The organism is Streptomyces liliiviolaceus (assembly GCF_018070025.1).
GTDB classification, from domain to species: Bacteria; Actinomycetota; Actinomycetes; order Streptomycetales; family Streptomycetaceae; genus Streptomyces; species Streptomyces liliiviolaceus.
The window spans coordinates 388,957-412,858 of record NZ_JAGPYQ010000001.1 but is presented as its reverse complement, the minus strand read 5'-3'; the positions used below and the strand labels follow the sequence as shown (position 1 = coordinate 412,858).

Annotated in this window: 24 protein-coding genes and 1 riboswitch; of the genes, 14 read left to right on the top strand and 10 right to left on the bottom strand. The window is 71.6% G+C overall.

The genetic code is table 11. From position 1 onward, the window contains the following. Position 1: 1 nt before the first annotated feature. On the top strand, positions 2-979 hold the full coding sequence (locus J8N05_RS01815; protein WP_210880738.1) for an ABC transporter substrate-binding protein: 978 nt from the start codon (positions 2-4) through the stop codon (positions 977-979). 238 nt (positions 980-1,217) lie between these two features. Here J8N05_RS01815 and J8N05_RS01810 read toward each other — a convergent pair whose 3' ends face one another. After that, complete coding sequence (locus J8N05_RS01810) at positions 1,218-1,712, bottom strand: carboxymuconolactone decarboxylase family protein (RefSeq protein WP_210880737.1); 495 nt, start codon at positions 1,710-1,712, stop codon at positions 1,218-1,220. Between the two features lie 47 nt (positions 1,713-1,759). On the opposite strand from J8N05_RS01810, the gene pdxR reads away from it, so the two are divergent. Continuing rightward, positions 1,760-3,169: a MocR-like pyridoxine biosynthesis transcription factor PdxR gene (gene pdxR / locus J8N05_RS01805; RefSeq protein WP_210880736.1), complete on the top strand. Its 1,410-nt coding sequence runs from the start codon at positions 1,760-1,762 to the stop codon at positions 3,167-3,169. Positions 3,170-3,189: 20 nt separating this feature from the next. On the opposite strand, the gene J8N05_RS01800 is transcribed toward pdxR, so the two are convergent. Next, the gene (locus J8N05_RS01800) at positions 3,190-4,056 is read right to left on the bottom strand and encodes a DMT family protein (protein ID WP_210880735.1); all 867 of its coding nucleotides are present in this window, start codon (positions 4,054-4,056) and stop codon (positions 3,190-3,192) included. Between the two features lie 124 nt (positions 4,057-4,180). On the opposite strand from J8N05_RS01800, the gene J8N05_RS01795 reads away from it, so the two are divergent. From J8N05_RS01795 to J8N05_RS01785, 3 genes are all read left to right on the top strand, one after another. Next, the gene (locus tag J8N05_RS01795) at positions 4,181-4,537 is read left to right on the top strand and encodes a hypothetical protein (RefSeq protein WP_210880734.1); all 357 of its coding nucleotides are present in this window, start codon (positions 4,181-4,183) and stop codon (positions 4,535-4,537) included. A gap of 61 nt (positions 4,538-4,598) precedes the next feature. Next, positions 4,599-5,786: a glutathionylspermidine synthase family protein gene (locus J8N05_RS01790; protein WP_210880733.1), complete on the top strand. Its 1,188-nt coding sequence runs from the start codon at positions 4,599-4,601 to the stop codon at positions 5,784-5,786. Between the two features lie 111 nt (positions 5,787-5,897). Beyond that, a riboswitch (ZMP/ZTP riboswitch) is annotated at positions 5,898-5,984 on the top strand. 31 nt (positions 5,985-6,015) lie between these two features. Beyond that, a complete protein-coding gene (locus J8N05_RS01785; protein ID WP_210880732.1) occupies positions 6,016-7,461 on the top strand; it encodes a glycine hydroxymethyltransferase in 1,446 nt (481 codons plus the stop codon). 32 nt (positions 7,462-7,493) lie between these two features. Here the strand turns inward: J8N05_RS01785 and J8N05_RS01780 are convergent, their stop codons facing one another. From J8N05_RS01780 to J8N05_RS01770, 3 genes are all read right to left on the bottom strand, one after another. Continuing rightward, positions 7,494-8,264 (bottom strand): hypothetical protein, encoded by a 771-nt coding sequence (locus tag J8N05_RS01780; protein WP_308286783.1) that lies wholly within the window; start codon positions 8,262-8,264, stop codon positions 7,494-7,496. A gap of 296 nt (positions 8,265-8,560) precedes the next feature. Beyond that, the gene (locus J8N05_RS01775; protein ID WP_407699961.1) at positions 8,561-9,508 is read right to left on the bottom strand and encodes a hypothetical protein; all 948 of its coding nucleotides are present in this window, start codon (positions 9,506-9,508) and stop codon (positions 8,561-8,563) included. Then, entirely contained in the window at positions 9,501-10,148 is a 648-nt protein-coding gene (locus J8N05_RS01770) for an RNA polymerase sigma factor (RefSeq protein WP_247706650.1), read from the bottom strand. Before J8N05_RS01770 ends, J8N05_RS01775 begins: the two co-directional genes overlap by 8 nt. A gap of 176 nt (positions 10,149-10,324) precedes the next feature. On the opposite strand from J8N05_RS01770, the gene trpS reads away from it, so the two are divergent. Both trpS and J8N05_RS01760 read left to right on the top strand, forming a co-directional pair. Next, on the top strand, positions 10,325-11,317 hold the full coding sequence (gene trpS, locus J8N05_RS01765) for a tryptophan--tRNA ligase (protein WP_210880730.1): 993 nt from the start codon (positions 10,325-10,327) through the stop codon (positions 11,315-11,317). 149 nt (positions 11,318-11,466) lie between these two features. Continuing rightward, positions 11,467-12,045: a 2'-5' RNA ligase family protein gene (locus J8N05_RS01760; RefSeq protein WP_210880729.1), complete on the top strand. Its 579-nt coding sequence runs from the start codon at positions 11,467-11,469 to the stop codon at positions 12,043-12,045. A 252-nt stretch (positions 12,046-12,297) separates the two neighbouring features. Here J8N05_RS01760 and J8N05_RS01755 read toward each other — a convergent pair whose 3' ends face one another. Both J8N05_RS01755 and J8N05_RS01750 read right to left on the bottom strand, forming a co-directional pair. Further along, a complete protein-coding gene (locus J8N05_RS01755; protein WP_210880728.1) occupies positions 12,298-13,053 on the bottom strand; it encodes a decaprenylphospho-beta-D-erythro-pentofuranosid-2-ulose 2-reductase in 756 nt (251 codons plus the stop codon). Positions 13,054-13,101: 48 nt separating this feature from the next. Further along, a complete protein-coding gene (locus J8N05_RS01750) occupies positions 13,102-14,457 on the bottom strand; it encodes an FAD-binding oxidoreductase (protein WP_210880727.1) in 1,356 nt (451 codons plus the stop codon). Between the two features lie 142 nt (positions 14,458-14,599). Between J8N05_RS01750 and J8N05_RS01745 the strand changes: the two genes are divergently transcribed. The 4 genes from J8N05_RS01745 to J8N05_RS01730 are packed head-to-tail and all read left to right on the top strand — an operon-like array spanning position 14,600 to position 17,430. Then, positions 14,600-15,121, top strand: coding sequence for a phosphatase PAP2 family protein (locus tag J8N05_RS01745; protein ID WP_107015752.1), 522 nt, complete (start codon positions 14,600-14,602; stop codon positions 15,119-15,121). Beyond that, entirely contained in the window at positions 15,114-16,088 is a 975-nt protein-coding gene (locus tag J8N05_RS01740) for a decaprenyl-phosphate phosphoribosyltransferase (RefSeq protein WP_210880726.1), read from the top strand. The genes J8N05_RS01745 and J8N05_RS01740 overlap by 8 nt, the downstream gene beginning before the upstream one ends. After that, positions 16,085-16,510 (top strand): GtrA family protein, encoded by a 426-nt coding sequence (locus tag J8N05_RS01735; protein WP_247706110.1) that lies wholly within the window; start codon positions 16,085-16,087, stop codon positions 16,508-16,510. Before J8N05_RS01740 ends, J8N05_RS01735 begins: the two co-directional genes overlap by 4 nt. Then, on the top strand, positions 16,498-17,430 hold the full coding sequence (locus J8N05_RS01730; protein WP_210880725.1) for a YihY/virulence factor BrkB family protein: 933 nt from the start codon (positions 16,498-16,500) through the stop codon (positions 17,428-17,430). Before J8N05_RS01735 ends, J8N05_RS01730 begins: the two co-directional genes overlap by 13 nt. Here the strand turns inward: J8N05_RS01730 and J8N05_RS01725 are convergent. Further along, positions 17,384-18,700, bottom strand: a complete 1,317-nt coding sequence (locus tag J8N05_RS01725) for a D-alanyl-D-alanine carboxypeptidase family protein (protein WP_384276876.1) — start codon at positions 18,698-18,700, stop codon at positions 17,384-17,386. The two genes, J8N05_RS01730 and J8N05_RS01725, sit on opposite strands and share 47 nt — an antisense overlap. Before the next feature lie 151 nt (positions 18,701-18,851). Here J8N05_RS01725 and J8N05_RS47180 point away from each other — a divergent pair, with 151 nt between their 5' ends. The 3 genes from J8N05_RS47180 to J8N05_RS01715 all read left to right on the top strand — a co-directional run bounded on the left by J8N05_RS47180 (position 18,852) and on the right by J8N05_RS01715 (position 21,278). Then, a complete protein-coding gene (locus tag J8N05_RS47180) occupies positions 18,852-19,100 on the top strand; it encodes an SCO4848 family membrane protein (RefSeq protein ID WP_247706108.1) in 249 nt (82 codons plus the stop codon). Positions 19,101-19,153: 53 nt separating this feature from the next. Further along, the gene (locus J8N05_RS01720) at positions 19,154-20,497 is read left to right on the top strand and encodes a metallophosphoesterase (RefSeq protein WP_210880724.1); all 1,344 of its coding nucleotides are present in this window, start codon (positions 19,154-19,156) and stop codon (positions 20,495-20,497) included. Positions 20,498-20,843: 346 nt separating this feature from the next. Further along, entirely contained in the window at positions 20,844-21,278 is a 435-nt protein-coding gene (locus J8N05_RS01715) for an ATP-binding protein (protein ID WP_210880723.1), read from the top strand. A 373-nt stretch (positions 21,279-21,651) separates the two neighbouring features. Here J8N05_RS01715 and J8N05_RS01710 read toward each other — a convergent pair whose 3' ends face one another. Together J8N05_RS01710 and J8N05_RS01705 are read right to left on the bottom strand one after the other, a co-directional pair. Beyond that, on the bottom strand, positions 21,652-23,103 hold the full coding sequence (locus J8N05_RS01710) for a sensor histidine kinase (protein ID WP_210880722.1): 1,452 nt from the start codon (positions 23,101-23,103) through the stop codon (positions 21,652-21,654). After that, entirely contained in the window at positions 23,100-23,789 is a 690-nt protein-coding gene (locus tag J8N05_RS01705) for a response regulator transcription factor (RefSeq protein ID WP_210880721.1), read from the bottom strand. The genes J8N05_RS01710 and J8N05_RS01705 overlap by 4 nt, the downstream gene beginning before the upstream one ends. Positions 23,790-23,902: the final 113 nt, after the last annotated feature.

The window sequence follows — 23,902 nt, the reverse complement described above, 5'->3', positions numbered from 1 at the left end:
GATGCGTACACGTGTGACACGTACGACCGGGGTGCTCGCGGTCGGCTGCTCCTTGCTGGTGCTGACGACCGGCTGCGGAGCCGCCGACATGACCAAGCAGTCCTCGCCCTTCGCCAACGCGCAGGGCGCGAAAACCGTGACCCTCTCCACGCAGTCCTGGGTCGGCGCGCAGGCCAACGTGGCCGTCGCGCAGTACCTGCTGGAGCACGAACTCGGCTATCGCGTCGACACCGTCCAGGTCGACGAGGTGCCCGCGTGGGACGCGCTCAGCCAGGGCCGCGTCGACGCGATCCTGGAGGACTGGGGCCACCCCGAGCAGGAACAGCGGTACGTCGAGGACAAGAAGACGATCGTCGACGGCGGCGGTCTCGGCGTCACCGGGCACATCGGCTGGTTCGTACCGACGTACTTCGCGAAGCAGCACCCCGACGTGACGAACTGGAAGAACCTGAACAAGTACGCCGACCGGTTGCGCACCGCCGAGAGCGGCGGCAAGGGGCAGTTGCTCGACGGCTCACCCTCCTACGTCACGAACGACAAGGCGCTGGTGAAGAACCTGGACCTCGACTTCCAGGTGGTGTTCGCCGGTTCGGAGGCGGCGCAGATCACGCAGATGCGGCAGTTCGCCAAGGAGAAGAAGCCGTTTCTCACGTACTGGTACTCGCCGCAGTGGCTCTTCGAGAAGGTGCCGATGACGGAGGTGAAACTGCCCGCGTACAAGGAGGGCTGCGACGCGGATCCGGACGCGGTCGCCTGCGCGTATCCGCACACGCCGCTCCGCAAGTACCTCAACGCGGACTTCGCGAAGTCGGGGGGCGGGGCCGCCGCGTTCCTGAAGAAGTTCAAGTGGACGACCGAGGACCAGAACGAGGTCTCCCTCCTGATCGCGGACCAGAAACTGTCTCCGGAGGAGGCGGCGAAGAAGTGGGTACGGGGTCACGAACGCACGTGGAGGACGTGGCTGGGGCAGGGTGTTTGACGTTCACCCGTCGTCTGCGGCCCGGTGGGGGCGTGCCGCGCAGTTCCCCGCGCCCCTGAAAGACCGGGCCGGCCGCCGCTGCCCCGTGCCGCTCAAAGCGAAAAGATTGCGCAGTTCCCCGCGCCCCATGGGGGCGCGGGGAACTGCGCAATCTTTTAGGGGCGCGGGGAACTGCGCGGGCAACCCCCACCGGCCCGCAGCCGAAGCGATCACGTGGACCCGTCCGAGAAGACGGTCGTCACTTGTACTGACCGGCCGTGTAGTGCCCCGGCACAAGACGACAGGTCACCCCGAACCGATTCCACGCGTTCATCACCGTGATCGACGCAAGCAACTGCGACAGCTCCGTCTCGTCGAAGTGCCGCGCCGCGACCTCGAACACCTCGTCCGGCACGAACCCGTCCGTCAGAACCGTCACCGCCTCCGTCAGCGCGAGCGCCGCAAGCTCCTTCTCCGTATAGAAGTGCCGGGACTCCTCCCAGGCACTGAGCTGCACGATCCGCTCCACGCTCTCACCCGCCGCGAACGCGTCCTTCGTGTGCATGTCGAGGCAGAACGCGCAGTGGTTGAGCTGCGAGGTGCGGATCTTCACCAGTTCCAGCAGCACGGGGTCGACGCCCCGCCGGGCCGCCGCGTCCAGCTTGACCATGGCCTTGTAGACCTCGGGGGCGAACTTGGCCCACTGGAGCCGGGGGCTCTCCTCGGGGGCGGTGGTGCTCTGTGTCGTCGTCATACCGTCGACCCTACGAGTGAACCAGCCCAGGAGTATGGTCCATTTCCATGGCTGGATCTTGGGCCACTTTCGGAGTGGACCTGCATGTCGACGTGGCGCGTACCGGCTCCGGCCTGCGCAGAGGCCTCACGGACGCACTGCGGGAGGCGGTGCGGGGCGGACGGCTCGCACCGGGCACCCGACTGCCGTCCTCACGCTCCCTCGCCACCGACCTCGGCATGGCCCGCAACACGGTCGCCGACGCGTACGCCGACCTCGTCGCCGAGGGCTGGCTCACCGCACGCCAGGGCTCGGGCACGCGCGTGGCACAGCGGGACGTGCCGGTCCCGGCCTCTCCCGCGCGCAGGCCCCGCTCACGCCAGGGACCCGCGTACGACCTGGTGCCCGGCACCCCGGACCTCGCCTCCTTCCCGCGCGCCGAGTGGCTCAGGGCCTACCGCCGGGCCTTCACGGCGGCACCGAACGACGCCCTCGGTTACGGGGATCCGCGCGGCCGGGTCGAACTGCGCACCGCCCTCGCCGGCTACCTCGCCCGCGCCCGCGGCGTACGCGCCGACCCCGACCACATCCTCGTCTGCTCGGGTTTCGTCCACGGGCTGATGCTGCTCGGAGAGGTGCTGCGGCGCCGGGGCGCACGGACCCTCGCGGTGGAGTCGTACGGCCTCGACGTGCACTGGGACCTGATCGAACGGGCGGGGCTGGCGTCGGTGCCGCTCCCGTTCGACGAACTGGGCACGCGCACCGACGACTTGGCCGAAGGCGGGAGCGGCTCCCCGGGCGGGGTGCTGCTCACGCCCGCCCACCAGTTCCCCATGGGTGTGCCGCTGCGCCCCGACCGCCGTGCCGCCGCCGTCGACTGGGCGCGGCGCACGGGCGGGCTGATCCTGGAGGACGACTACGACGGCGAGTTCCGCTACGACCGCCAGCCCGTGGGCGCGCTCCAGGGCCTCGACCCGGACCGCGTGGTGTATTTCGGCACCGCCAGCAAGGCGCTCGCGCCCGGCCTGCGCCTCGGCTGGCTGGTCCTGCCGCCGGACGTGGCGCCCGAGGTCATGGCGGCGAAGGGCGCCGTGGACTGGTCGTGCGGGGTCCTGGACCAGCTGACCCTGGCGGAGTTCATCACCTCGGGCGCGTACGACCGTCATGTACGCGCCTCCCGTCTCCGTTACCGGCGCCGCCGCGATCAGCTCGTCGCGGCCCTGGCGGCCCGCGCCCCGTCGGTCACCGCCACCGGTATCGCGGCCGGCTTCCACGCCGTGCTGCGGCTCCCGCCCGGCACCGAGCAGTCGGTGGTCCGCGCGGCGGCCTGGCACGGCCTGGCCGTCCACGGCCTGACCAGCTACCGCCACCCGGCCGCCACGCCCCCTCCGACGGACGCCCTGGTCGTCGGCTACGGAACCCCGTCGGACAGCGGCTGGCCCGGAGCCCTGGAAACCCTGTGCGGCGCGCTGCCCTAGCCCCGCCGGGACCCAGGGGGCTAAAGAGTGCCCGGTTCCGCCCTCGCCCCGTCGTCCGCCGGAGCCTCCCCGAAGCGCGCCAGCGCCAGCGCGCCCGCCACCGCCACCGCGAAACCGAGGACGGCCAGCCAGGCCAGACCCTCGCGGGTGCGGTCGCCCAGCCAGACCACGCCCACCACGGCCGGCCCGACGGTCTCGCCGACGACCAGCCCCGCCGTGGCCGTCGTCACCGAGCCGCGCTGGAGCGCCGAGGTGAGCAACAGGAACGCGGCGCCCCCGCCCAGCAGCAGCGCGTACACCGCCGGACCGGTGAGGAGCACCGAGGGGGTGAGGCCGTCGATGAGCCGGACCGACACCTCGACCACCCCGAAGCCGAACCCGGCACCCAGGCCGAGCGCGAGCGCCCGCCCCCGCCCGGGCAACCGCCCGGCGAGCGCCCCGACGAGCAGGACCGCGAAGGCGGTGCCCAGCATCGCGTACTTGAGCGCCGTCGAACCGGCCCTGTCCCCCTCCTCGCCGGACGCCAGCCCGAGCATCGCGAGCCCCGCGCACACCACCGCGACCGCGCCCCACTCGATCCCGCTCAGCCGCACCCCCAGGAGCCAGGCCGCCACCACCGCCGTCACCGCGAGACTCGCGGCGAGCGCCGCCCCGACCGTGTAGATCGGCAGCGACCGCAGGGCCGCGATCTGCAGCACGAACCCGACCCCGTCGAGCGCGAGCCCGGCGAGATACCGCCACTCCCGCACGGCCCGCAGGAACAGCGCGGCGTCCACCCCGGAAGCCGTCTCGGAGGGCTCCGTGCCCGGCCCGGCCGCCCTCGCGGCGATCGCCTGCAACACCGTCGCCGTCCCGAAGCACACCGACGCACCAAGGGCACACAGCATTCCAAAGAGCACAAAGTGACATTAGAGGAGGGAGAGTTGGGGTAGCCGCTTGTACAACCGGGGCGCGTGATCTTTACGCTGTCGGACTGATGAGCCCGAAGAACGGGCCGGACGGGGGAGAGACATGGCGGAGCAGCGCAGAAGACTACGGTCCAGCACGGTCGTACTCGGTGGCATGGGCATCCTCGCGACAGCCCTCACCTCGTGCGGTTCCGATCCCGACCGCCGCTGCGTGGACCGCGACAGCTACGACTACGCGGGCGGCTACAAGGTCGTCGTCGACAAGAACTGCGCGTCCGGCTCCGGCTCCACCTCGTCGGGCAGGAAACGCGGGACGAACGGGAGCGGCAAGGTCGACGCCGCCTGGTACTACGACGCCGACGTCTCCGCAGGCCGCGCCGAGGACGGCACCTTCAGCCGCAGCGAGGCCGTCGACCGGGACGGCTTCGGCTGCTCGGGCTCCGGCAGCGGCGGCGGCTGACCGGGACACGGAACGCACCGACGGATCTACGGACTACTGACAGATCTACGGACACACGACTGTGGAACGCCGAACCATCGAACCCCGCCCCGGCTGGCAGCGAACGGTCGAGGAGCAGGGCCTCATCTACCCCCTCACCCGCTACCCGGACGACTCCCTGCGCCCCTACTGGGACGAGTCCGCCCACTACGTCTTCTCCCTGCCCGAGGTCGAGGCCCTGGAAGAGGTCGTCGAGGAACTCCACACGATGTGCCTGGCCGCGGCCGAGCACATCGTCACCGAGAACCGCCTCGCCGACCTCGGGATCACCGACCCGCGCGTGGCGGAACCGGTCGCCGAGGCCTGGCGCCGCCGCGCCGAACTCCCCTCCCTGTACGGGCGTTTCGACCTCCGCTACGACGGCACGGGACCGGCGAAGCTCCTGGAGTACAACGCCGACACCCCGACCTCGCTCGTCGAGGCCGCGAGCCCCCAGTGGTTCTGGATGGAGGAACGCTTCCCCGGCGCCGACCAGTGGAACTCCCTCCACGAACGGCTCGTCGAAGCCTGGCGGAAGCAGGCCTCCCTCCTCCCGCCCGGCAGCCCCCTCTACTTCGCGCACTCCGCCGCCGACGAACTCGGCGAGGACCTCATGACGGTCGGCTATCTGAAGGAGACCGCGGAACAGGCCGGCCTCGACACCGCCTGGATCGCGATGGAGGAGATCGGCTGGGACCGCCTCTCCGGACGCTTCGTCGACAAGCAGCTCCGGTTCATCCGCAGCTGCTTCAAGCTCTATCCCTGGGAATGGCTCACCACCGACCGCTTCGCCCCGCACGTCCTCGCCACCCTCGACAACGGCGGCGGCACCGGCACGACGATGTGGATCGAACCCGCCTGGAAGATGCTCCTCAGCAACAAAGCCCTCCTCGCGATCCTCTGGGAGCTCTACCCGGACCACCCGAACCTCCTCCCCGCCTATCTCGACGGCCCCCGCGAACTGGCCGGCACCAGCGGATACGTGGCCAAGCCCCTCCTCGGCCGCGAGGGCGCCGGCGTCACCATCCACGAACCGGGCTCCGGCCCCGCCGCCGTCCGCGAGGAGGCCTGCTGCTACCAGGAGCTGGCGCCCCTGCCGTCCTTCGACGGCAACCGGGTCGTCCTCGGCGCCTGGGTCGTCGGACACGAATCGGCCGGCCTCGGCATCCGCGAATCGTCCGGCCTGGTGACGGACGAATACGCGCGCTTCCTGCCGCACGTGATCCTGTGACCCACGGCAGGGCCCGGCCGACCCACGGCGGGGCCCGCTCCCGACCGGACCCCGCCGTCGCTCGCATGGTGGACGGCGGGCCCTCTCCCGCGGGCCCTCCCGGTACGCTGATCCACGGGCCGTGACTGGCGCGCTGGGATGGGATCGACCATCGGGGAGCGGCCCGGGAACCGTGTGCCGTGCGCCTGGGCCGAACCGTGAACGCCGAACGCCACGTCCGGAGGCCGTCATGCCAGAGCCCCTTTCCACCGAATCCACCGCCTTCCGCAGTGCCCTCGAAGTGATCCGTGCCGTCGAACCCCGGATCGCCGACGCCATCGGGCAGGAGGTCGCCGACCAGCGCGAGATGCTCAAACTGATCGCCTCCGAGAACTACGCCTCCCCGGCCACCCTCCTCGCGATGGGCAACTGGTTCAGCGACAAGTACGCGGAAGGCACCGTCGGCCGCCGCTTCTACGCCGGCTGTCGCAACGTGGACACCGTCGAGGCCCTCGCCGCCGAGCACGCCCGCGAGCTCTTCGGCGCCGAGCACGCCTACGCCCAGCCGCACTCCGGCATCGACGCCAACCTCGTCGCCTTCTGGGCCGTCCTCGCCCAGCGCGTCGAGGCCCCCGCCCTGGAGAGGGCCGGCGTCCGCAACGTCAACGACCTCTCCGAGGCCGACTGGGCCGAACTGCGCCAGGCCTTCGGCAACCAGCGCATGCTCGGTATGTCCCTGGACGCCGGCGGCCACCTCACCCACGGCTTCCGCCCGAACATCTCCGGCAAGATGTTCGACCAGCGCTCCTACGGCACCGACCCCACCACCGGCCTCATCGACTACGAGGCCCTGCGTGCCACGGCCCGCGAGTTCAAGCCGATGATCATCGTCGCCGGCTACTCCGCCTACCCCCGTCTCGTGAACTTCCGGATCATGCGCGAGATCGCCGACGAGGTCGGTGCCACGCTCATGGTCGACATGGCGCACTTCGCCGGCCTCGTCGCCGGCAAGGTCCTCACCGGGGACTTCGACCCGGTGCCGCACGCCCAGATCGTCACCACGACCACCCACAAGTCGCTGCGCGGCCCGCGCGGCGGCATGGTCCTGTGCGACTCGTCGCTCGCCGACCAGGTCGACCGCGGCTGCCCGATGGTCCTCGGCGGCCCCCTTCCGCACGTCATGGCCGCCAAGGCGGTCGCACTCGCCGAGGCACGCCGCCCCGAGTTCCGCGACTACGCCCAGGCCGTCGTCGACAACGCCCGCTCCCTCGCCGAGGGCCTGATGCGGCGCGGTGCCACGCTGGTCACCGGCGGCACGGACAATCACCTCAACCTCATCGATGTCGCCTCCTCCTACGGCCTCACCGGCCGCCAGGCCGAGTCGGCCCTGCTCGACTCGGGCATCGTCACCAACCGCAACGCGATCCCCGCCGACCCGAACGGCGCCTGGTACACCTCGGGCATCCGGATCGGCACGCCCGCGCTGACCACCCGGGGCCTCGGGGCCACCGAGATGGACGAGATCGCCGGCCTCATCGACCGCGTCCTGACCACCACGGAACCGGGCACCACCAAGAAGGGCACCCCTTCCAAGGCCCAGCACGTCCTCGACCCGAAGATCGCGGACGAGATCTCCCACCGTGCGACCGACCTCCTCACCGGCTTCCCGCTGTACCCGGAGATCGACCTCGGCTGAGTTCCCGGCCACCCCGGCCCCGGCCGGTCGTCTCACAAGTCGATCAGTTCCTGTCGTGACTCCCGCGGCGGCCCCGGCTCACGCCCGGCCGCCGCGCGGCGTATCAGCAGAGTGCCGCCCGAGCCGAGAACGAGTCCCGCGGCCAGGCCCGACGAGAGCCCCGGCGCCGCCCACCACGCCCGGTCCCCGGAGCGCGACCCATCGCCCACGACGGGTCCGGAACCGAACAACTCCCTTCGCTGCACCTGGTCGTAGACCGACCGCGGCGCCCGGTGCCAGCGGATGTCGTCGTCGTTCACGTCGAGTGCCGGGTCGGACCGGATCCAGGGCGTGCCGTCCTTCGCGAGGAACACCTGGTCCTGGCGGCCCATGAAGATGTCGCCCCCGGGCGCGCTGTCCGTCTCCGGCCAGCCGCCCACTCCGGTCGTCCCCCAGATGACCGTGGCCCGCACGGCAGGGAAACGGCCTTCGAGCCAGTCCTGCGGGACCTTCTCCGTGCCGGTGGCCGTCGGTCCCGTCAACTGCCAGAGCCGTGCGAAGTCCGGCTCCCCGGAACTCACGCTCGTGGTCTGCCCCGTACCGTCGCCCGCCACGACGACCGCGAGATTCGGCGAGCCGCGGTCCGGACCCGGGACCGCCGCGTGAGCCCGAGCCGCCCCGAACCCGACGACCAGGGCGAGCGCGGCGGCGACGGTGACCACGGCGGCCACGGCGACAGCGGCGAGCGCCGTGAACACGCCGAACCCGCCGAACGTGGCGCCGGCAACAACCCCCGCTCCCGGCCGGGCCCCCACCTCAGCCATCGCTCGGCTCCTGTCGAGGCCACCCTGCGCCCATTTCTCCTTGCATCCCCACCCCTCCTCGCATCGCTGTCCCTCCCCGTTTCGCCGTTTCCCTGGCGCCCGCGTGCGCCCCGCACACCCGGCGCGGTCCGCCCACGACGGTCCCGGTCCGTCCGCGACCGCCCGTCACTTCTGGTACACCGCCCGACCCGCCGGGGTTCCCACTCCGCGGCCACCAAAAAAATCCGCCACCGCACCGGCCCCTACTCACGCACCGGCCGGTACTCCCGCACTGGCCGGTACTCCCGCACCGTCCCCTACTCCCGCGCCCCCGCCCGCGCCTGTTCCAACGACCTCGCGATCTCCACCGCCCGTGTCTTGGACGCCACGCCCTCCAGCCGGAGCGTCGTGTCGCCCCGGTGCGTCCACAGCAGCGTGGGTCCGGCGGTCCGGACGGAGCGGGTGAAGTCGCCGTCCGAGTCCACCAGCCAGAGCCGCAGAAGATGCGGCTCGGAGAACCACAGCGCCCGGCCGCCGGCGAACTCCGCGGCCTCGTCCAGCGGGACGTACTCCGGCGGCTCCGGCACGACCTTCGCGAAACCGGGGCTCAGCGACGCCGGATACTCGTCGAGCCGGACCGTGTGCCCCCGCTCGCGCCAGCACAGGCTCATCAGGAACCGCTCCCTGGGCTCACGGGTCACCGTCACCGCGTCCGGAGGCCCGAGGGCGGGCGGCGTGCGGGGTGCGAACCCGGCCCGCCGTCCGGCCTCGGCGAGTGTGAGGGAGGGGCCTCCGCAGCCGGGCACCTCGGCGCCCGGCGACGGCTTCACCGAAGGGTCGTGCCGCACCTCGACCCCGCCGAAGTCGAACCAGTCGACGACCTCGGCCCGTACCGGAGGCGTGAGCACGAGGACCGTCAGCAGACCGCACAGCCCCGCGGTCAGTACGCGCCCCCGCGCCCGCACCCAGCGGCGCAGCATCCGCAGCCGCTCGGCTGGCGCCGGCGGCTCGGCCACCGGGGTCGGCACCCGCTCGGCGAGTATCTGCTCCAGCACCCGCTCGACCATCGACTCGCCGTCGGGGCCCCCGGGCCGGTCCATCGACCGCCCGAGCGCCCGCAGCTCCTCCGTCAGCCGCGAGACCCGCTCGCGCTCAAGCCCGGGCCGATTCCCGAACCCGTCGCGCCGCCCATGCCCATGCCCCTGCCCATGCCGCCCCCCGTCACCGGAGGCCTCGCCGCCCCCGTCCTCGTACCGCTCACTCATGCTCATCACCTCCTCTCCTCTCGTTTCTTCTCGTCACGGGCCGTTCCCGGTGTGGTTCGAAGTCCGGGAGGAGTCTGCTCAGCTTTCGCAGGGCGCGGTTGAGCCGGGATTTCACCGTCCCGCGCGGCCAGCCCAGGGCCTGGGCCGTCTCCGACTCGTCCATCTCCAGCAGATAGCGGTAGGTGACGACCAGGCGGTGCTCCTCGCCGAGGCTCTCCAGGGCGGTCAGCAGCGCCGTCCTGCGCTCGGTCTCCAGCGCGGCGGCCGCCGGGTCCGCCGATTCCGGTATCAGCGGCTCCGCCTCCACGAGCGCGGCCTCGCGGCCGGCCAGAGACCGCTGCCGCACCGCCGTCCGCACTGTGTTCCTCGTCTCATTGGCGACGATCGAGAGCAGCCACGGTCTGAACGCCGCGCCGTCCCGAAAACGCCCCAGGGAGCTGTAGGCCTTGAAGAAGGCCTGCTGCACCACGTCCTCCGCGTCCGCCCCCGCGCCCAGCGCCGCGGCGGCCCTGAGCGCGAGGCCCGTATGGGCGCGCACCAGCTGCGCGTACGCCTCCGGCTCTCCGGCGCGCACCCGTGCGATGACCGCGTCCTCATCGACGATGCGGCCCCCCTCACGCTCCTGCGCACCCGTCCCCAAGCTCGTCCCCACACTCTTGTTACACCGCCGGAGACAGATCGGTTCCCACCTGTTTCCGACCAGTTCCGGAGTGGGCCCCGACACCTGAGAGAATGGTGAGCATGGCTTCTGACCGCCCGCCCGTCTCCCACCCCCGCCCTCAAACGGGGCGCTCCGCGCCGCAGCCTGATTTGCGTGTGCTCTCCGGAATCCAGCCCACCGCAGGCTCGTTCCACCTCGGCAACTACCTCGGCGCCGTCCGCCAGTGGGTGGCCCTGCAAGAGTCCCACGACGCCTTCTACATGGTCGTGGACCTGCATGCGATCACCCTTCCGCAGGACCCCGCGGACCTGCGTGCGAACACCCGGCTCGCCGCCGCCCAGCTGCTGGCCGCCGGGCTCGACCCCGAGCGCTGCACACTCTTCGTCCAGAGCCATGTCCCCGAGCACGCCCAGCTCGCGTGGATCATGAACTGCCTCACCGGCTTCGGCGAGGCCTCCCGCATGACCCAGTTCAAGGACAAGTCCGCCAAGCAGGGCGCGGACCGCGCCTCCGTCGGCCTCTTCACGTACCCGATCCTCCAGGTCGCGGACATCCTGCTGTACCAGGCCAACGAGGTACCCGTGGGCGAGGACCAGCGCCAGCACATCGAGCTGACACGTGACCTCGCCGAGCGGTTCAACAGCCGTCTTGGGCAGACGTTCACGGTTCCGAAGCCGTACATCCTCAAGGAGACGGCGAAGATCTTCGATCTTCAGGACCCGACGATCAAGATGAGCAAGTCGGCGTCCACGCCGAAGGGCCTCATCAACCTCCTCGACGAGCCGAAGGCCACCGCGAAGAAGGTCAAGAGCGCGGTCACGGACACGGACACGGTGATCAGGTTCGACCCGGTGGAGAAGCCGGGCGTCAGCAATCTGCTGACCATCTACTCCACGCTCACCGGCACCGGTATCGCGGAACTGGAGCAGAAGTACGTCGGCAAGGGCTACGGTGCGCTGAAGACGGACCTGGCTGAGGTCATGGTCGACTTCGTGACGCCCTTCCGGGAGCGCACCCAGCAGTATCTGGACGACCCGGAGACGCTCGACTCGATCCTGGCCAAGGGAGCGGAGAAGGCTCGCGCGGTCGCGGCGGAGACGCTCTCCCAGGCGTACGACAAGGTGGGCTTCCTGCCCGCCAAGCACTGATCGCCTGGACGAGACCAGGACAACACCGGCACGACATCCGGAACGGGCCCGCACCGCCGTACAGTCGATAGCCGAACCGGCGGCGACCCTCGCCCGACCGGAACGCGGACACGGTGCGACAGAACACCGGCACAACGACAGGAGACGACGTGGGGACCGTAACGATCGGTGTGTCGATCGCGGTCCCGGAGCCACACGGCAGCCTGCTCCAGGAGCGGCGCGAGGGCTTCGGCGACCCCGCGGCTTCCGGCATTCCCACCCACGTCACACTGCTGCCGCCGACCGAGGTCGACCGGGCGGCGCTGCCCGCGATCGAGACGCATCTCGTGGAGGTCGCGGCGGCCGGCCGGCCCTTCTCGATGCGGCTGAACGGCACCGGAACGTTCCGTCCGCTGTCCCCGGTCGTGTTCGTGCAGGTGGTCGAGGGAGCCGAGGCCTGCACCTGGCTGCAGAAGCAGGTCCGGGACGCGTCCGGGCCCGTGGCGCGCGAGCTGCAGTTCCCGTACCACCCGCATGTGACGGTGGCGCACGGCATCGACGACGCGGCGATGGATCGTGCCTTCGAGGAACTGGCGGAGTACGAGGCGCAGTGGCCGTGCACGGGGTTCGCGCTCTACGAGCAGGGGGCCGACGGCGTGTGGCGCAGGCTGCGCGACTACGTCTTCGGAGGCGCCGTCGTGCCGCCGCAGGCGAATCATGTTGAGCGGGGGCCGCTTCCGGCGTGCTGACGGGGCGCTTGGGGGGCGGGGCGGGGGCCTGAGGTTCGGTTCTCGTCTGCGGGTTCGTCGTGGCTTGTCGCGCAGTTCCCCGCGCCCCTGGGGTGGGTGGGGGTTTTGGCCGGGTTCTCGCCCGCGGGTCCGTCGTGGTTGGCCGCGCAGTTCCCCGCGCCCCTTCAGGGGCGCTCCTGAACCCGCGACCCTGAACCGGTGCCCCTGAAGGGGCACCCCCACCGGGGCGCAGCCCCCACGATGCCCCGCCCCCTACAGCGGCAGGCGGCGGAACACCCCCCGTGGGACGTGTCGCAGTGCCGACATGACCAGCCTCAGCGCCCCCGGTACCCATACCGTCTCCGAGCGGCGGCGCAGGCCCGTTTCGATGGCTGTGGCGACCGCCTCGGGGGTTGTCGCCAGCGGGGCCTCCTCCAGGCCCTCCGTCATCCTGGAGCGGACGAAGCCGGGGCGTACGACCATCACGTGGACGCCCGTGCCGAACAGCGCGTCCCCCAGGCCCTGGGTGAACGCGTCGAGGCCCGCCTTGCTGGAGCCGTAGATGAAGTTGGCGCGGCGGGCCCGCTCGCCCGCCACCGAGGAGAGCACCACCAGGGAGCCGTGGCCCTGCGTCTGGAGCGCCCGTGCGCACACCAGGCCCGACGACACGGCGCCCGTGTAGTTGGTCTGGGCGACCCGTACCGCGGCGCCGGGCTCGTTCTCGTCGTGCGACTGGTCGCCCAGGACGCCGAACGCGAGCAGCACCATGTCGATGTCGCCCTCGGCGAAGACCTTGCCGAGGGCCGCCTCGTGGGCGTCGGGGTCGAGCGCGTCGAAGTCGACGGTACGGACGTCCGCGCCGAGTTCGCGCAGTCCGGACGCGGCCGATTCCAGGCCGGGTGAGGGACGGCCCGCGAGCCACACCGTGCGGGTGCGGCGGGCGATCAGCCGGCGTGCGGTGGCGAGCCCGATCTCGGACGTGCCGCCGAGGACGAGCAGGGACTGGGGGATGCCGAAGGCGTCCTTCATGGAACCGAACTCCTATGGGGAGAGGGCCGACAGGGCAGGCGGCCGGGGTCAGAGCCCGAGGCGCCGGGACAGGTCGGAGGTGAAGACGGACCGCGGGTCCAGCTCCTCGCGCAGCGCCCGGAACTCGCCGAGCCGCGGATACATCGCCGTGAGCAGCTCGGGCCGCAGCCGGGAGTCCTTGGCGAGGTAGACCCGCCCGTCGGCCGCGGCGACCTCCTCGTCGAGTTCGTCGAGGAAACCGCCGAGCCCCGGCAGGTTCGCGGGGATGTCGAGGGCGAGGGTCCAGCCGGGCATCGGGAAGGACAGCCAGCCCGGGTCGCCCTCGCCGAACCGCTTCAGGACGGCGAGGAACGAGGGGCAGCGGCGCTGCGAGATGCGCCGCACGATCCGGCGCAGGGTCTCCTCCTGTCCGTAGCCGACGGCGAACTGGTACTGCACGAAACCGCCGCGCCCGTAGACGCGGTTCCAGTGCGGCACACCGTCGAGGGGGTGGAAGAAGGTGGACATCCGCTGGAGTTCGCCCACCCGCGCGCGGGGCGCCTTGCGGTACCAGAGCTCGTTGAAGAGGCCCACCGTCGTACGGCCCAGCAGACCCTCGGGGACGAAGGAGGGCGCGGCGGGAAGACGCCCCGGACGGAACTCCAACGGGGCTCTACGCGCGCGCGTGCGGCCGTCCAGCGCCTCCAGGGGGGCATGATCGCCCCGGGTCAGCACCGAGCGGCCCAGGGACGCGCCGCGGGCCAGCAGGTCGATCCAGGCGACCGAGTAGCGGTAGCGGTGGTCGGTGGCCGTGAGGCGGGCCATCAAGTCGTCCAGGTCCGTGGCGCGTTCTGTGTCGACGGACATCAACGACGTCTCGACGGGCTGCAGCCGGACGGTGGCCGTCAGGATGACGCCGGTCAGGCCCATGCCGCCCGCCGTGGCGTCGAACAGGGGCGTCCCCCGGTCCACCATGCGGATCTGCCCGTCGGCGGTCAGCAGTTCGAAGGACAGGACGTGCCGGGCGAACGAGCCGGACACATGGTGGTTCTTGCCGTGGATGTCCGCGCCGATCGCGCCGCCGACCGTCACATAGCGGGTCCCGGGGGTCACCGGCACGAACCAGCCCAGCGGCAGCAGTACTTCCATGAGCCGGTGCAGGGAGACACCGGCGCCGCACAGTACGGTCCCGCCGTCCACGTCGACCGCGTGGACGCTGTCGAGCCCCGTCATGTCGAACACGGCCCCGCCCGCGTTCTGCGCCGCGTCCCCGTACGCCCGTCCCAGGCCCCTGGGGATGCCTCCGCGGGCCCCACAGTCCCGGACGGCCGCCACGGCCTCCTCGTACGAACGGGGGCGCACCAGGCGGGCTGCGGTGGGAGCGGTGCGGCCCCACCCCGTGACGGAAACCGTGTCGGTAGGCATACCGGTGACCGTATCGAGCGGAAGTTGGCTTTAGTTACCTAACATCCCTCTACATCCCTTTCCTCCCCGAAATGGGTGATTAATGGGATGTCGCTCAATATTGCCGGAGCTGTAGCCCTGTTGACGTGAACAGTGAGTTCCCATGGACCACCACGACGAGCGCCCTGACCTGGATCACCGCATCCTCACGGCCCTCCACGCACGCGGCACCGGCCCCGCGGTCGCCGCCGCCGCGCGGACCCTGTCCCTGGCCGGCGAGCACGGTGCGCTGTGGCTCGCGGCGGGCCTCGCGGGAGCCGCCGCGGACCGGGAGCGGCGCGGCGCCTGGCTGCGCGGCACGGCCCTGACCGCGGGCGCGCACCTCGCCAGCATGGGCGTGAAACGGCTCGTACGCCGTCCGCGTCCCGGCCATGTCGAGCCGCTGGTGCGCACCGCGGGCCGGCACTCCTTCCCCAGCTCGCACGCCACGTCCGCGGTGGCCGCCGCCGTGGCCTTCGGCGCGCTCGGCGCCCGCGTGGTGCCCGCGCTGGCCGCCGCGATGTGCGTGTCACGGGTGGTCGTCGGCGTCCACTACCCCTCGGACGTCGCCGCCGGCGCCGCCCTCGGCGCGGTGACGGCCCGCCTCGGCGCCCGCTGGATGACAGGAGGCCGTGACCATGGCTGAGACGGTCCTTCTGAAGAGCGCTGGGAGTCCTGGGAGCCCTGAGAGTCCTGGGAGAGCACGGGAAGAGCAGCCCGCCCCGAAGAAAAGTGGCCTCCTGAAGGGGCTCGTCAGGACCGCCCGTCCGAAACAGTGGGTCAAGAACGTCCTCGTCGTCGCCGCCCCGGCCGCCGCCGGCGAACTCTTCTCACGCCACGCGCTCGTCCAGGTCGCCCTGGTCTTCGTGCTGTTCACGGCCTGCGCGGCGAGCGTCTACCTGGTCAACGACGCCCGTGACGCCGACGCCGACCGCGCCCACCCGGTCAAGCGCCGCCGGCCGGTCGCCGCGGGCGTGGTGCCCGTCCCGGTCGCCTACTCCGTAGGGATCGTTCTCGCCGTCGTCGCCCCGACCGTGGCCGCCTTCGTGTGCTCCCCGCTCACCTCGGCGCTGCTCACCGCCTACCTGGGGATGCAGTTCGCGTACTGCGTCAGCCTCAAGCACGTCCTGGTCGTCGATCTCGCCGTGGTGACCACCGGGTTCCTGATGCGGGCCATGATCGGCGGGCTCGCGCTCGGCATCCCGCTGTCGCGCTGGTTCCTGATCACCACCGGCTTCGGCGCGCTGTTCATGGTGTCCGCCAAGCGCTACTCCGAAGCCGTCCAGATGGCCGGGAAAGCGGGCGCCACGCGCGCGTTGCTCACCGAGTACACCGTCGGCTACCTGCGCTTCGTCTGGCAGCTCGCCGCCTCCGTCGCCGTCCTCGGCTACTGCCTGTGGGCCCTGGAGGAGGGCGGACTGCCGCACACCAGCGTGCTGCCCTGGCGGCAGCTGTCGATGGTCGCCTTCATCCTCGCCGTCCTGCGGTACGCGGTCTTCGCCGACCGGGGCACCGCGGGCGAACCGGAGGACGTCGTCCTGCGCGACCGCGCGCTCGCCCTGATCGGCGTGGCCTGGCTCGCCATGTACGGCCTGGCGGTGGCCAACTGGTGACCCGGCCGCACCGCCGGGAACTGCTCGGCTTCGCCGCCGTGGGCCTCCTCGCGTACGCCGCCGACCTGGCCCTCTTCCTCTGGCTGCGCGGCCCGGCCGGGCTCGACCCGCTGACCGCCAAGGCCCTGTCGTTCGTGGCGGGCTGCTCGGTCGCGTACGCGGGCAACGCGCTGGGTACGTACCGGCACACGAACACGAGCCTGCTCCAGTACGGGATCTTCTTCGGGGTGAACGTCGCTGGAGCCCTGGTACAGCTGCTGTGCATCCTCGTCAGCCACTACGGCCTGGGGCTCACCTCCCCGCGCGCGGACACCGTGTCGGGCGCGGGGATCGGCATAGTGCTCGCCACGGTCCTGCGCTTCTGGGGTACGAGGACATTGGTTTTCCGAGGCGAGGGCAGAGTCGGATCATGGACTGGCTGAAAAAGCTCCCCGTCGTGGGCCCGTTGGTCGCACGACTGATGCTCACGCACGCCTGGCGCTCGTACGAACGGCTGGACCGGGTGAAGTGGACGCGGCTCGCCGCCGCGATGACCTTCATCAGCTTCATCGCGCTCTTCCCGCTGATCACCGTGGCCGCCGCGATCGCCGCCGCGACCCTCGACGAGAAGGGGGTGAAGACGCTTGAGGACAAGATCGCCGAGCAGATCCCCGGCATCGCCGAACAGCTCGACATCGGCGCCCTCGTCGACAACGCGGGCACCGTCGGACTGATCGCGGGCGCCCTGCTGCTCTTCACCGGCATCGGCTGGGTCGGCTCGATGCGCGAGTGCCTGCGTGCGGTCTGGGAGCTGCCGGACGAGGAGGAGAACCCGGTCCTGCGCAAGCTCGTGGACGGCGGCGTGCTCGTCGGCCTCGGCGGCGCCGCCCTCGTCACGATCGCCGCGTCGACCCTCGCGTCGACCGCTGTGGGCTGGACCACCCGGCAGCTCGGCGTCGACGAGGGCGGCTGGGGCGGGGTGCTGCTGAGGGTGGCCGCGTTCGCCGTGGCCGTCCTCGCCGCCTTCCTGCTGCTCCTGTACGTCCTGACGCTGCTCCCCGGCGTCCAGCCCGAGCGGCGCCGTCTCGTCGTCGCCGCACTGATCGGCGCCGCCGGGTTCGAGCTGCTGAAACTGCTGCTCAGCGGCTATATCCAGGGAGTCGCGGCGAAGAGCATGTACGGGGCGTTCGGGGTCCCCGTCGCGCTGCTGCTGTGGATCAACTTCACGTCCAAGCTGCTGCTCTTCTGCGCGTCCTGGACGGCGACGGGGCACAAGGAGACGGCGGAGCCGGCCGGAGAGGACGACTCCGCGGACCTCAACGGCGGCGGCGCATCAGCTCCGGCAGCGGCCAGCGGCGGTTGATCAGGAAGACACCGGCGGCGAGCAGGGCGAGGACGCCGCCGGTGATCGCCAGGGCGATGCCGACACCGCCCGAACCGTCCGTCTTCGACGCGGCGGCCACCGTCTTCGACCTGCCCGCGCCGTCACCCGAACCGCCCGCCTCGCCGGAGGCGTTCGCGCCGGGCTGCGCGCCCGTGTCCGCGCTCTTCGGCGGCACCAGCTCGCCGACCGGGGTGACCTTGCCCGAGGCCTTGAAGCCCCAGTCGAGGAGCTTGGCGGTCTCCTTGTAGACCTCGTCGTGCTCCTGCTTCTCCGGGTTCATGACCGTGACGAGCAGCACGCGGCCGTCGCGCTCGGCGACCCCGGTGAAGGTCGCGCCCGCGTTCGTGGTGTTGCCGTTCTTCACACCCGCAATGCCCTGGTAGGCGTCGAGGCCGTAGTCGCCGGTCAGCAGCCGGTTGGTGTTCTGGATCTCGAAGGACCCGCGGGTGGTCTTGCCCTTCTTGTTCTTCTTCGTCTCCCCGGGGAACTTCGCGCGGACCGTCGAGCAGTACTCCCGGAAGTCCTCGTTCTGCAGGCCGGAGCGGGCGAACAGGGTCAGGTCGTACGCCGACGACACCTGGCGCTTCTCGTCGTAGCCGTCCGGGCTGACCACGTTCGTGTCGAGCGCCTGGAGCTCCTCGGCGCGCGCGTTCATGTCCTTGACGGTCTGGTCGACGCCGCCGTTCATCGCGGACAGGACGTGCACGGCGTCGTTGCCGGAGCGAAGGAAGACACCGAGCCACAGATCGTGGACCGTGTACGTCTCGTCCTCCTTGACGCCCACCATGCTGGAGCCCGCGCCGATGCCCGCCAGGTCCGCCGGGACGACCTTGTGCTTCTGCTTCTTGGGGAACTTCGGCAGCACGGTGTCGGCGAACAGCATCTTCAGGGTGCTCGCCGGGGGCAGCCGCCAGTGCGCGTTGTGCGAGGCGAGGACATCGCCGGACTCGGCGTCCGCGACGATCCAGGAGCGGGCGCTCAGATCCTTCGGGAGGACCGGCGCGCCGGTGCCGAGGTTCGCCTGCGTCCCGGGCTGCGCGAGCAGGGCGCCGCCCACGGACGACATGTCCGCCGGTGGGGTGGCCGAGGGGCTGGCCGACGGGCTCGGCTTCGGCTTGTCCGCCGCGAAGGCTGCCGCGGCTGCGGCGGCGGGCGCGGTGGCGGTCGCCGTGAGCGCGAGCGAGAACGACAACAGGGTGGCGGAAGTGACCAGCAAGGAGGACTTGGCGGTCTTTTTCATGGCGGGCACGGTCGAGAACGTACAGGGCGTGGGAAGGGGTGTCGCAGGGGCCTCCTCGCCGGGGCCCTTTCCGGCAGGGGGTTTTCCGCCACCGTGCCGTGCGCCGTGGCCGGACCCACCCCGGGCGCCGGTTCCGTTCGAGGACGGCGATACTGAACCCATGAAGCTCAGCCGTCCCGTCTCCTGGTTCCTGCTCGCCTTCGGGGTGTGGAGCTGGGTCATTTGGGTCACTTTCATCAAAAATCTATGGAAGGACGGCAGCGGGCTCGCCTTCGACGACGCGGGCGATCCGACCGGGTACTTCTGGGTGCACCTGACGCTCGCCGTTGTCTCCTTTGTCTTGGGGACGGTTGTCGGGGGCATCGGGTTGCGCGGTGTCCGGGCCTTGCGCCGGACGCCGTCGTCGTAACGCACAACGTCGTAACGCACAACGTCATAACGTCATAACGGGAGAGTCGTCGCGTGGTCATCGTGTTCGTCGTGGTCGTGGTGCTGGCCCTGGCCGTGTTCGGGGGGCTGCACTGGTACCTGTGGCGCCGGCTGGTGCGCGACACGACCGCGCGGCCCGGGGTGTCCCGGCGTGTGGGCACGGTCGTGATCGTCGGCGGGCCGCTGCTGATGTTCGCGGCGGTCACGTCCGAGCGGACGGGCGCGCCGTTCTGGCTGCAGCAGGTGCTGGCCTGGCCCGGCTTCCTGTGGATGGCGCTGTCGATCTACCTCCTGCTTGCGCTGCTGGTCGGCGAGGCGGTACGGCCGCTGCTGCGGAGGTTCCTGGACCGGCGTACGGAGCCCGGGGCCGAGCCGGTCACCGAGCCCGCGGCCGAACCCGCGGAGGTGCGCGAGGCCGCGCACGTCCCGTCGGGGGCGTCCGCCGCCGGGGAAGCACCGGCCAAGGAGACCGAGCGGCAGACGGAGACCGGGCGGCCCAAGGGGACCGAGCGGCCCGCGGAGGCGCCGGAGCCCGCGCCGACGCCCGTCGGTCCCTCGCGTCGGCTGCTCATCTCGCGGGTCGTGGGCGGGGCCGCGGCGGCCGCCGCCGTGGGGACCGTGGGGTACGGGACGTACGGCGTCCTGAGCGGCCCCAAGGTCAAGCGGGTCACCGTGCCGCTGGCCAAGTTGCCCAGGGCCGCCCACGGGTACCGGATCGCCGTCGTCAGCGACATCCACCTCGGGCCCGTGCTGGGGCGCGGCTTCGCCCAGAAGGTCGTCGACACGATCAACTCGACGCAGCCCGACCTGATCGCGGTCGTGGGCGACCTCGTCGACGGCAGTGTGAAGGACCTCGGGCCCGCCGCCGCGCCGCTCGCGCAACTGCGGGCACGGCACGGCTCGTTCTTCGTCACCGGGAATCACGAGTACTTCTCCGGCGCCGAGGAGTGGGTCGCGCGCGTACGCGAACTGGGGCTGAACCCGCTGGAGAACGCCCGCACCGAACTGGCCCACTTCGATCTCGCCGGGGTCAACGACGTGGCCGGGGAGGACGAGGGGCAGGGGCCCGACTTCACGAAGGCCCTCGGCGACCGGGACCGCGCCCGGACGTGCGTCCTGCTCGCCCACCAGCCCGTACAGATCCATGACGCCGTGGACCACGGGGTGGACCTCCAGCTCTCCGGGCACACCCACGGCGGGCAGTTGTGGCCCGGCAACCTCATCGCGGACCTCGCCAATCCGACCCTCGCGGGTCTGGAGCGCTACGGGGACACGCAGTTGTACGTGTCGCGGGGCGCCGGCGCGTGGGGGCCGCCCACGCGGGTGGGGGCGCCGTCGGACATCACGGTCGTGGAGCTGGCCTCCAGGCAGGCCTGACGCGAGTCTCCTGACGCGGGGCGCCGACCAGCTGAATCTGGCCAGTCGGTGAGGCGCAGGTCGTGGCCGTGCGGCCGGGAACCTTCACATGATCCGGTGAACCGTCACGTGCGGGCGCCGGCCGGCGTGGGGCGCCGGGGGGCGAACCACCGGCTGAGCAGTGCGGACGGGGGAGGGCGGGGTGCCCGTCGGGCGGCGGGGGGTCTTCCGGTTGTGGAGCGCGGTGCGGGATCGGCCCGTCGAGTGCCTGTCGCGTTCATGCAGGGTTGCAATTGCGCGAGTGACGCATCGGGCCCGCGTCACGCAGCATGATGTGACGGAGGCGTGCGCGGGGTGAGGAGCAAACGTGTTGAGACGCAACTCCTTCCGGTTGCCCAGACACCCGGCTTCCGTCGGGCTCGCGCGGCGCCGGGTGCGTGACCATCTGTCGAACTGGGGGCACAGTTCGGGGGAGCAGGCGTTCGAGGACGTGGTGCTGCTCGTGTCCGAACTGGCGACGAACGCGGTGCGGCACGCGCCGCTGCTTGAACGGGAGTTCGAGGTCGCGGTGACGACGCTCGCGGACGGGTCGTGTCTCATAGAGGTCTCCGACGAGAGTGCCGTGCAGCCGCGGTTGCGGTCGATCGGGGAGTACGAGGAGGAGTCGGGGCGGGGGTTGAGGCTGGTCGAGAGCCTCACGACGGCGTGGGGGGTGTGGAGCCGGGGCCGCCACGGCAAGACGGTCTGGGCGCTGGTCCCGGCGCCGACGCCGGAGCCCTCCGGGCGGGGGTGGACGGGGTGACCTGCGGGCCGGTGGGGGTCGCCCGCGCAGTTCCCCGCGCCCCTTAAGGGGCTTGGCCCCGTTGTTTTGAGATCTGCGGCTCGGTGGGGGCTTGTCGCGCAGTTCCCCGCGCCCCTCAAAAGCGGGGCTGCGCCCCAGCTTTTCCCCCCGGGGGCGCCCTATAGGGGCGCGAGGAACGGCGCGAGCAACCCCCACCAACCCGCAGGCGACATACCGGCGGGCCAAGCCCCGTCAGGGGCGCGAGGAACGGCGCGACCAGCCCCCACCGGCCCGCAGGTCAATGAAGAGCGGGGCAGGCCCCGTCAGGGGCGCGGGGAACTGCGCGGGCAACCCCCACCGGCCCGCACCCCGGGAACCCCCGGTCCCCCTCCCGTCAGGATGACACCTCGCACAAGCCCGCCGGCAGCGTCACCGTCACCGTCAAGCCCGACCCCGGTGACGTGCGGACCGTCACCTCACCCCCGTGCGCCGCCGCAACCCCCTGCACGATCGCCATCCCCAGCCCGCTCCCCGCACCCCCGCCCGCCCGGAAGAACCGGTCGAAGATGCGGGCGGCGTCCTCCTCCGCCAGCCCCGGCCCCTCGTCGGCGACCCGCACCCGCACCACCCCGTCGACCCGCTCCAGATCGAGGACGACCGCGACATCCGCGGGCGTGTGCGTGCGTACGTTCGCCACGAGGTTGCCCAGCACCTGCCGCAGGCCCGACTCGTCCGCCCGTACGAGAACGGCCCCCTCGGCGCTCACCGACACCGGCCGGCCCGGCTGCTGGGCCCGCAGATCCTCCGCCGCGTCCCGCACCAGACGGCTCAGGTCGACGTTCCGGAACCGCAGTTCGGGCTGCTGGTCGAGGCGCGCCAGGGTGAGCAGCTCGTCGACGAGGCGCCCCATCCGGTCGGCCTCCCCGGTCATCCGGTCCCACGCCCGCTTGCGCTCGGCCGGCTCCCGCAGCATGCCCTTGTCGTACAGCTGGAGATAGCCCCGTATCGCCGACAGCGGTGTACGCAGCTCGTGCGAGGCGTCCGCGACGAACCGCCGCAGCTGGGCCGCGCTGCGCTCCCGCGTCCGGTACGCCACCTCGACCTGCTGGAGCATCGAGTTGAGGGCGAGCCGCAACTGCTCGACCTCCTGGGTCGGATGGTGGTTGGACGGCACCCGGCGGGCCAGATCCCCCTCGGCGATCGCCGACGACGTCTCGACCATGTCCTCCAGCGGCCGCAGCCGCCGCCTCACGCTCAGCATCGTCAGCACGGCGAGCAGCGCCAGCAGCAGCACCCCGAAGAACAGATCGAGCTTGAGCGCCTTGGCCATTCCCTTGTGCAGCGCGTCGGTCGAGCCGGCGACCAGGATCACGGACCCGTCGGGCAGGGACGCGCCGATCACCCGGAACGGGGAATCGTCCACCGTCACATCGCGCGGGTCCGCGTCGCCGGTGAGCGCGCGGGGATCGTCCACCGCCGCGGCGAGCGCACGCTGGTTCGCGGTCGGTTCGAACGTGCCGAGCGTGAGGGCCCGGCCCTCGGCGTCGACCACCGCGAACAGCGAGTCCGCGTCCGGAGGCCCCTGCGCCTCCGGCGCCCGCCCCTCCCGGACGAAGGCCAGCGCGCTCAGCGAGTCGATCTGCCGCGCGGTCAGCTGCGTACTCTCCAGGGAGTCGCGCATCCTGAGCAGTTCCGAGTCGACCTGGTCCAGCAGGTAGTACCGCATGCCCATCAGGCTCACCGCCGTCGCCACGACGATGCCGAGCGCCAGCAGTGCCACATTGGCCACCGTCAGCTTGCCGCGCAGGGAGTGGACGCCGTGCGCGCGGCAGCGCTTGAGGATCATGCGAGCCCGTATCCGACACCGCGCCGGGTCGTGATCACCGGGGCGCCGAGGGCGTCGAGCTTGCGCCGCAGATAGCTGATGTACGTCTCCACGACGGTCGACTCCGCCGGGTGCTCGTACTGCCAGACGTGCCGCAGCAGCTGCTCCTTGGGCACGATCCGGCCGCCGTTGCGCACGAGGAAACGCAGCAGCGCGTACTCGGTCGGGGTCAGCTCGACCGTGCGGCCGGCGCGGTGCACCGAGTACGTCGTCTCGTCCAGCTCCAGGTCGCCGTAGCGCAGCGGCGGGCGCTCGGGCAGGACGTCGGCGGGGCGGGTGCGGCGCAGCACGGCGGTGATCCGGGCGATCACCTCGTCGATGTTGAACGGCTTGGTGATGTAGTCGTCGCCGAAGGAGAGCGCGCCGACGATCTCGGTCGGCGCGTCCCGTGCGGTGAGGAACACCAGCGCCAGGTCGGGCTGTTTCACGCGCAGTTCGCGGCCGAGCGCCCGGCCGTCGCCGTCCGGGAGCATCACGTCGAGGAGCGCCGCGTCCGGGCGTGTGCGCTCGGCCAGCGTCAGCGCCTGGCGGACGGTCCCGGCCGTCATCACCTCGAAGCGGTGGTAGCGCAGGGCGATGCTCAGCACGTCCGCGATGCTCGGCTCGTCCTCGACGACCAGCACGGTCGCCCCCTCGTGAGCGGTCATGCCTCCCAGTATCGGCGCGAGCACCGACAACGGGCCCGGCTCTCCCTTTGGAGTTCCTTGTGAGTCATGGCCAGGTCATGTCCCGCGGCCCGCGCCGCGCCCGATGCTGTGGC

Bases quoted from the DNA above. Each gene is read 5' to 3' on its own strand.
- J8N05_RS47180 (WP_247706108.1), top strand. From the start codon at position 18,852: ATGAAGCTCAGCCGTCCCGTCTCCTGGTTCCTGCTCGCCTTCGGGGTG.
- J8N05_RS01705 (WP_210880721.1), bottom strand. From the start codon at position 23,789: ATGACCGCTCACGAGGGGGCGACCGTGCTGGTCGTCGAGGACGAGCCG.
- J8N05_RS01815 (WP_210880738.1), top strand. From the start codon at position 2: ATGCGTACACGTGTGACACGTACGACCGGGGTGCTCGCGGTCGGCTGC.
- J8N05_RS01710 (WP_210880722.1), bottom strand. From the start codon at position 23,103: ATGATCCTCAAGCGCTGCCGCGCGCACGGCGTCCACTCCCTGCGCGGC.
- J8N05_RS01780 (WP_308286783.1), bottom strand. From the start codon at position 8,264: ATGGCTGAGGTGGGGGCCCGGCCGGGAGCGGGGGTTGTTGCCGGCGCC.
- pdxR (WP_210880736.1), top strand. From the start codon at position 1,760: ATGGCTGGATCTTGGGCCACTTTCGGAGTGGACCTGCATGTCGACGTG.
- J8N05_RS01795 (WP_210880734.1), top strand. From the start codon at position 4,181: ATGGCGGAGCAGCGCAGAAGACTACGGTCCAGCACGGTCGTACTCGGT.
- J8N05_RS01755 (WP_210880728.1), bottom strand. From the start codon at position 13,053: ATGAAGGACGCCTTCGGCATCCCCCAGTCCCTGCTCGTCCTCGGCGGC.
- J8N05_RS01785 (WP_210880732.1), top strand. From the start codon at position 6,016: ATGCCAGAGCCCCTTTCCACCGAATCCACCGCCTTCCGCAGTGCCCTC.
- J8N05_RS01775 (WP_407699961.1), bottom strand. From the start codon at position 9,508: ATGAGTGAGCGGTACGAGGACGGGGGCGGCGAGGCCTCCGGTGACGGG.
- J8N05_RS01750 (WP_210880727.1), bottom strand. From the start codon at position 14,457: ATGCCTACCGACACGGTTTCCGTCACGGGGTGGGGCCGCACCGCTCCC.
- J8N05_RS01745 (WP_107015752.1), top strand. From the start codon at position 14,600: ATGGACCACCACGACGAGCGCCCTGACCTGGATCACCGCATCCTCACG.
- J8N05_RS01800 (WP_210880735.1), bottom strand. From the start codon at position 4,056: ATGCTGTGTGCCCTTGGTGCGTCGGTGTGCTTCGGGACGGCGACGGTG.
- J8N05_RS01730 (WP_210880725.1), top strand. From the start codon at position 16,498: ATGGACTGGCTGAAAAAGCTCCCCGTCGTGGGCCCGTTGGTCGCACGA.
- J8N05_RS01740 (WP_210880726.1), top strand. From the start codon at position 15,114: ATGGCTGAGACGGTCCTTCTGAAGAGCGCTGGGAGTCCTGGGAGCCCT.
- J8N05_RS01810 (WP_210880737.1), bottom strand. From the start codon at position 1,712: ATGACGACGACACAGAGCACCACCGCCCCCGAGGAGAGCCCCCGGCTC.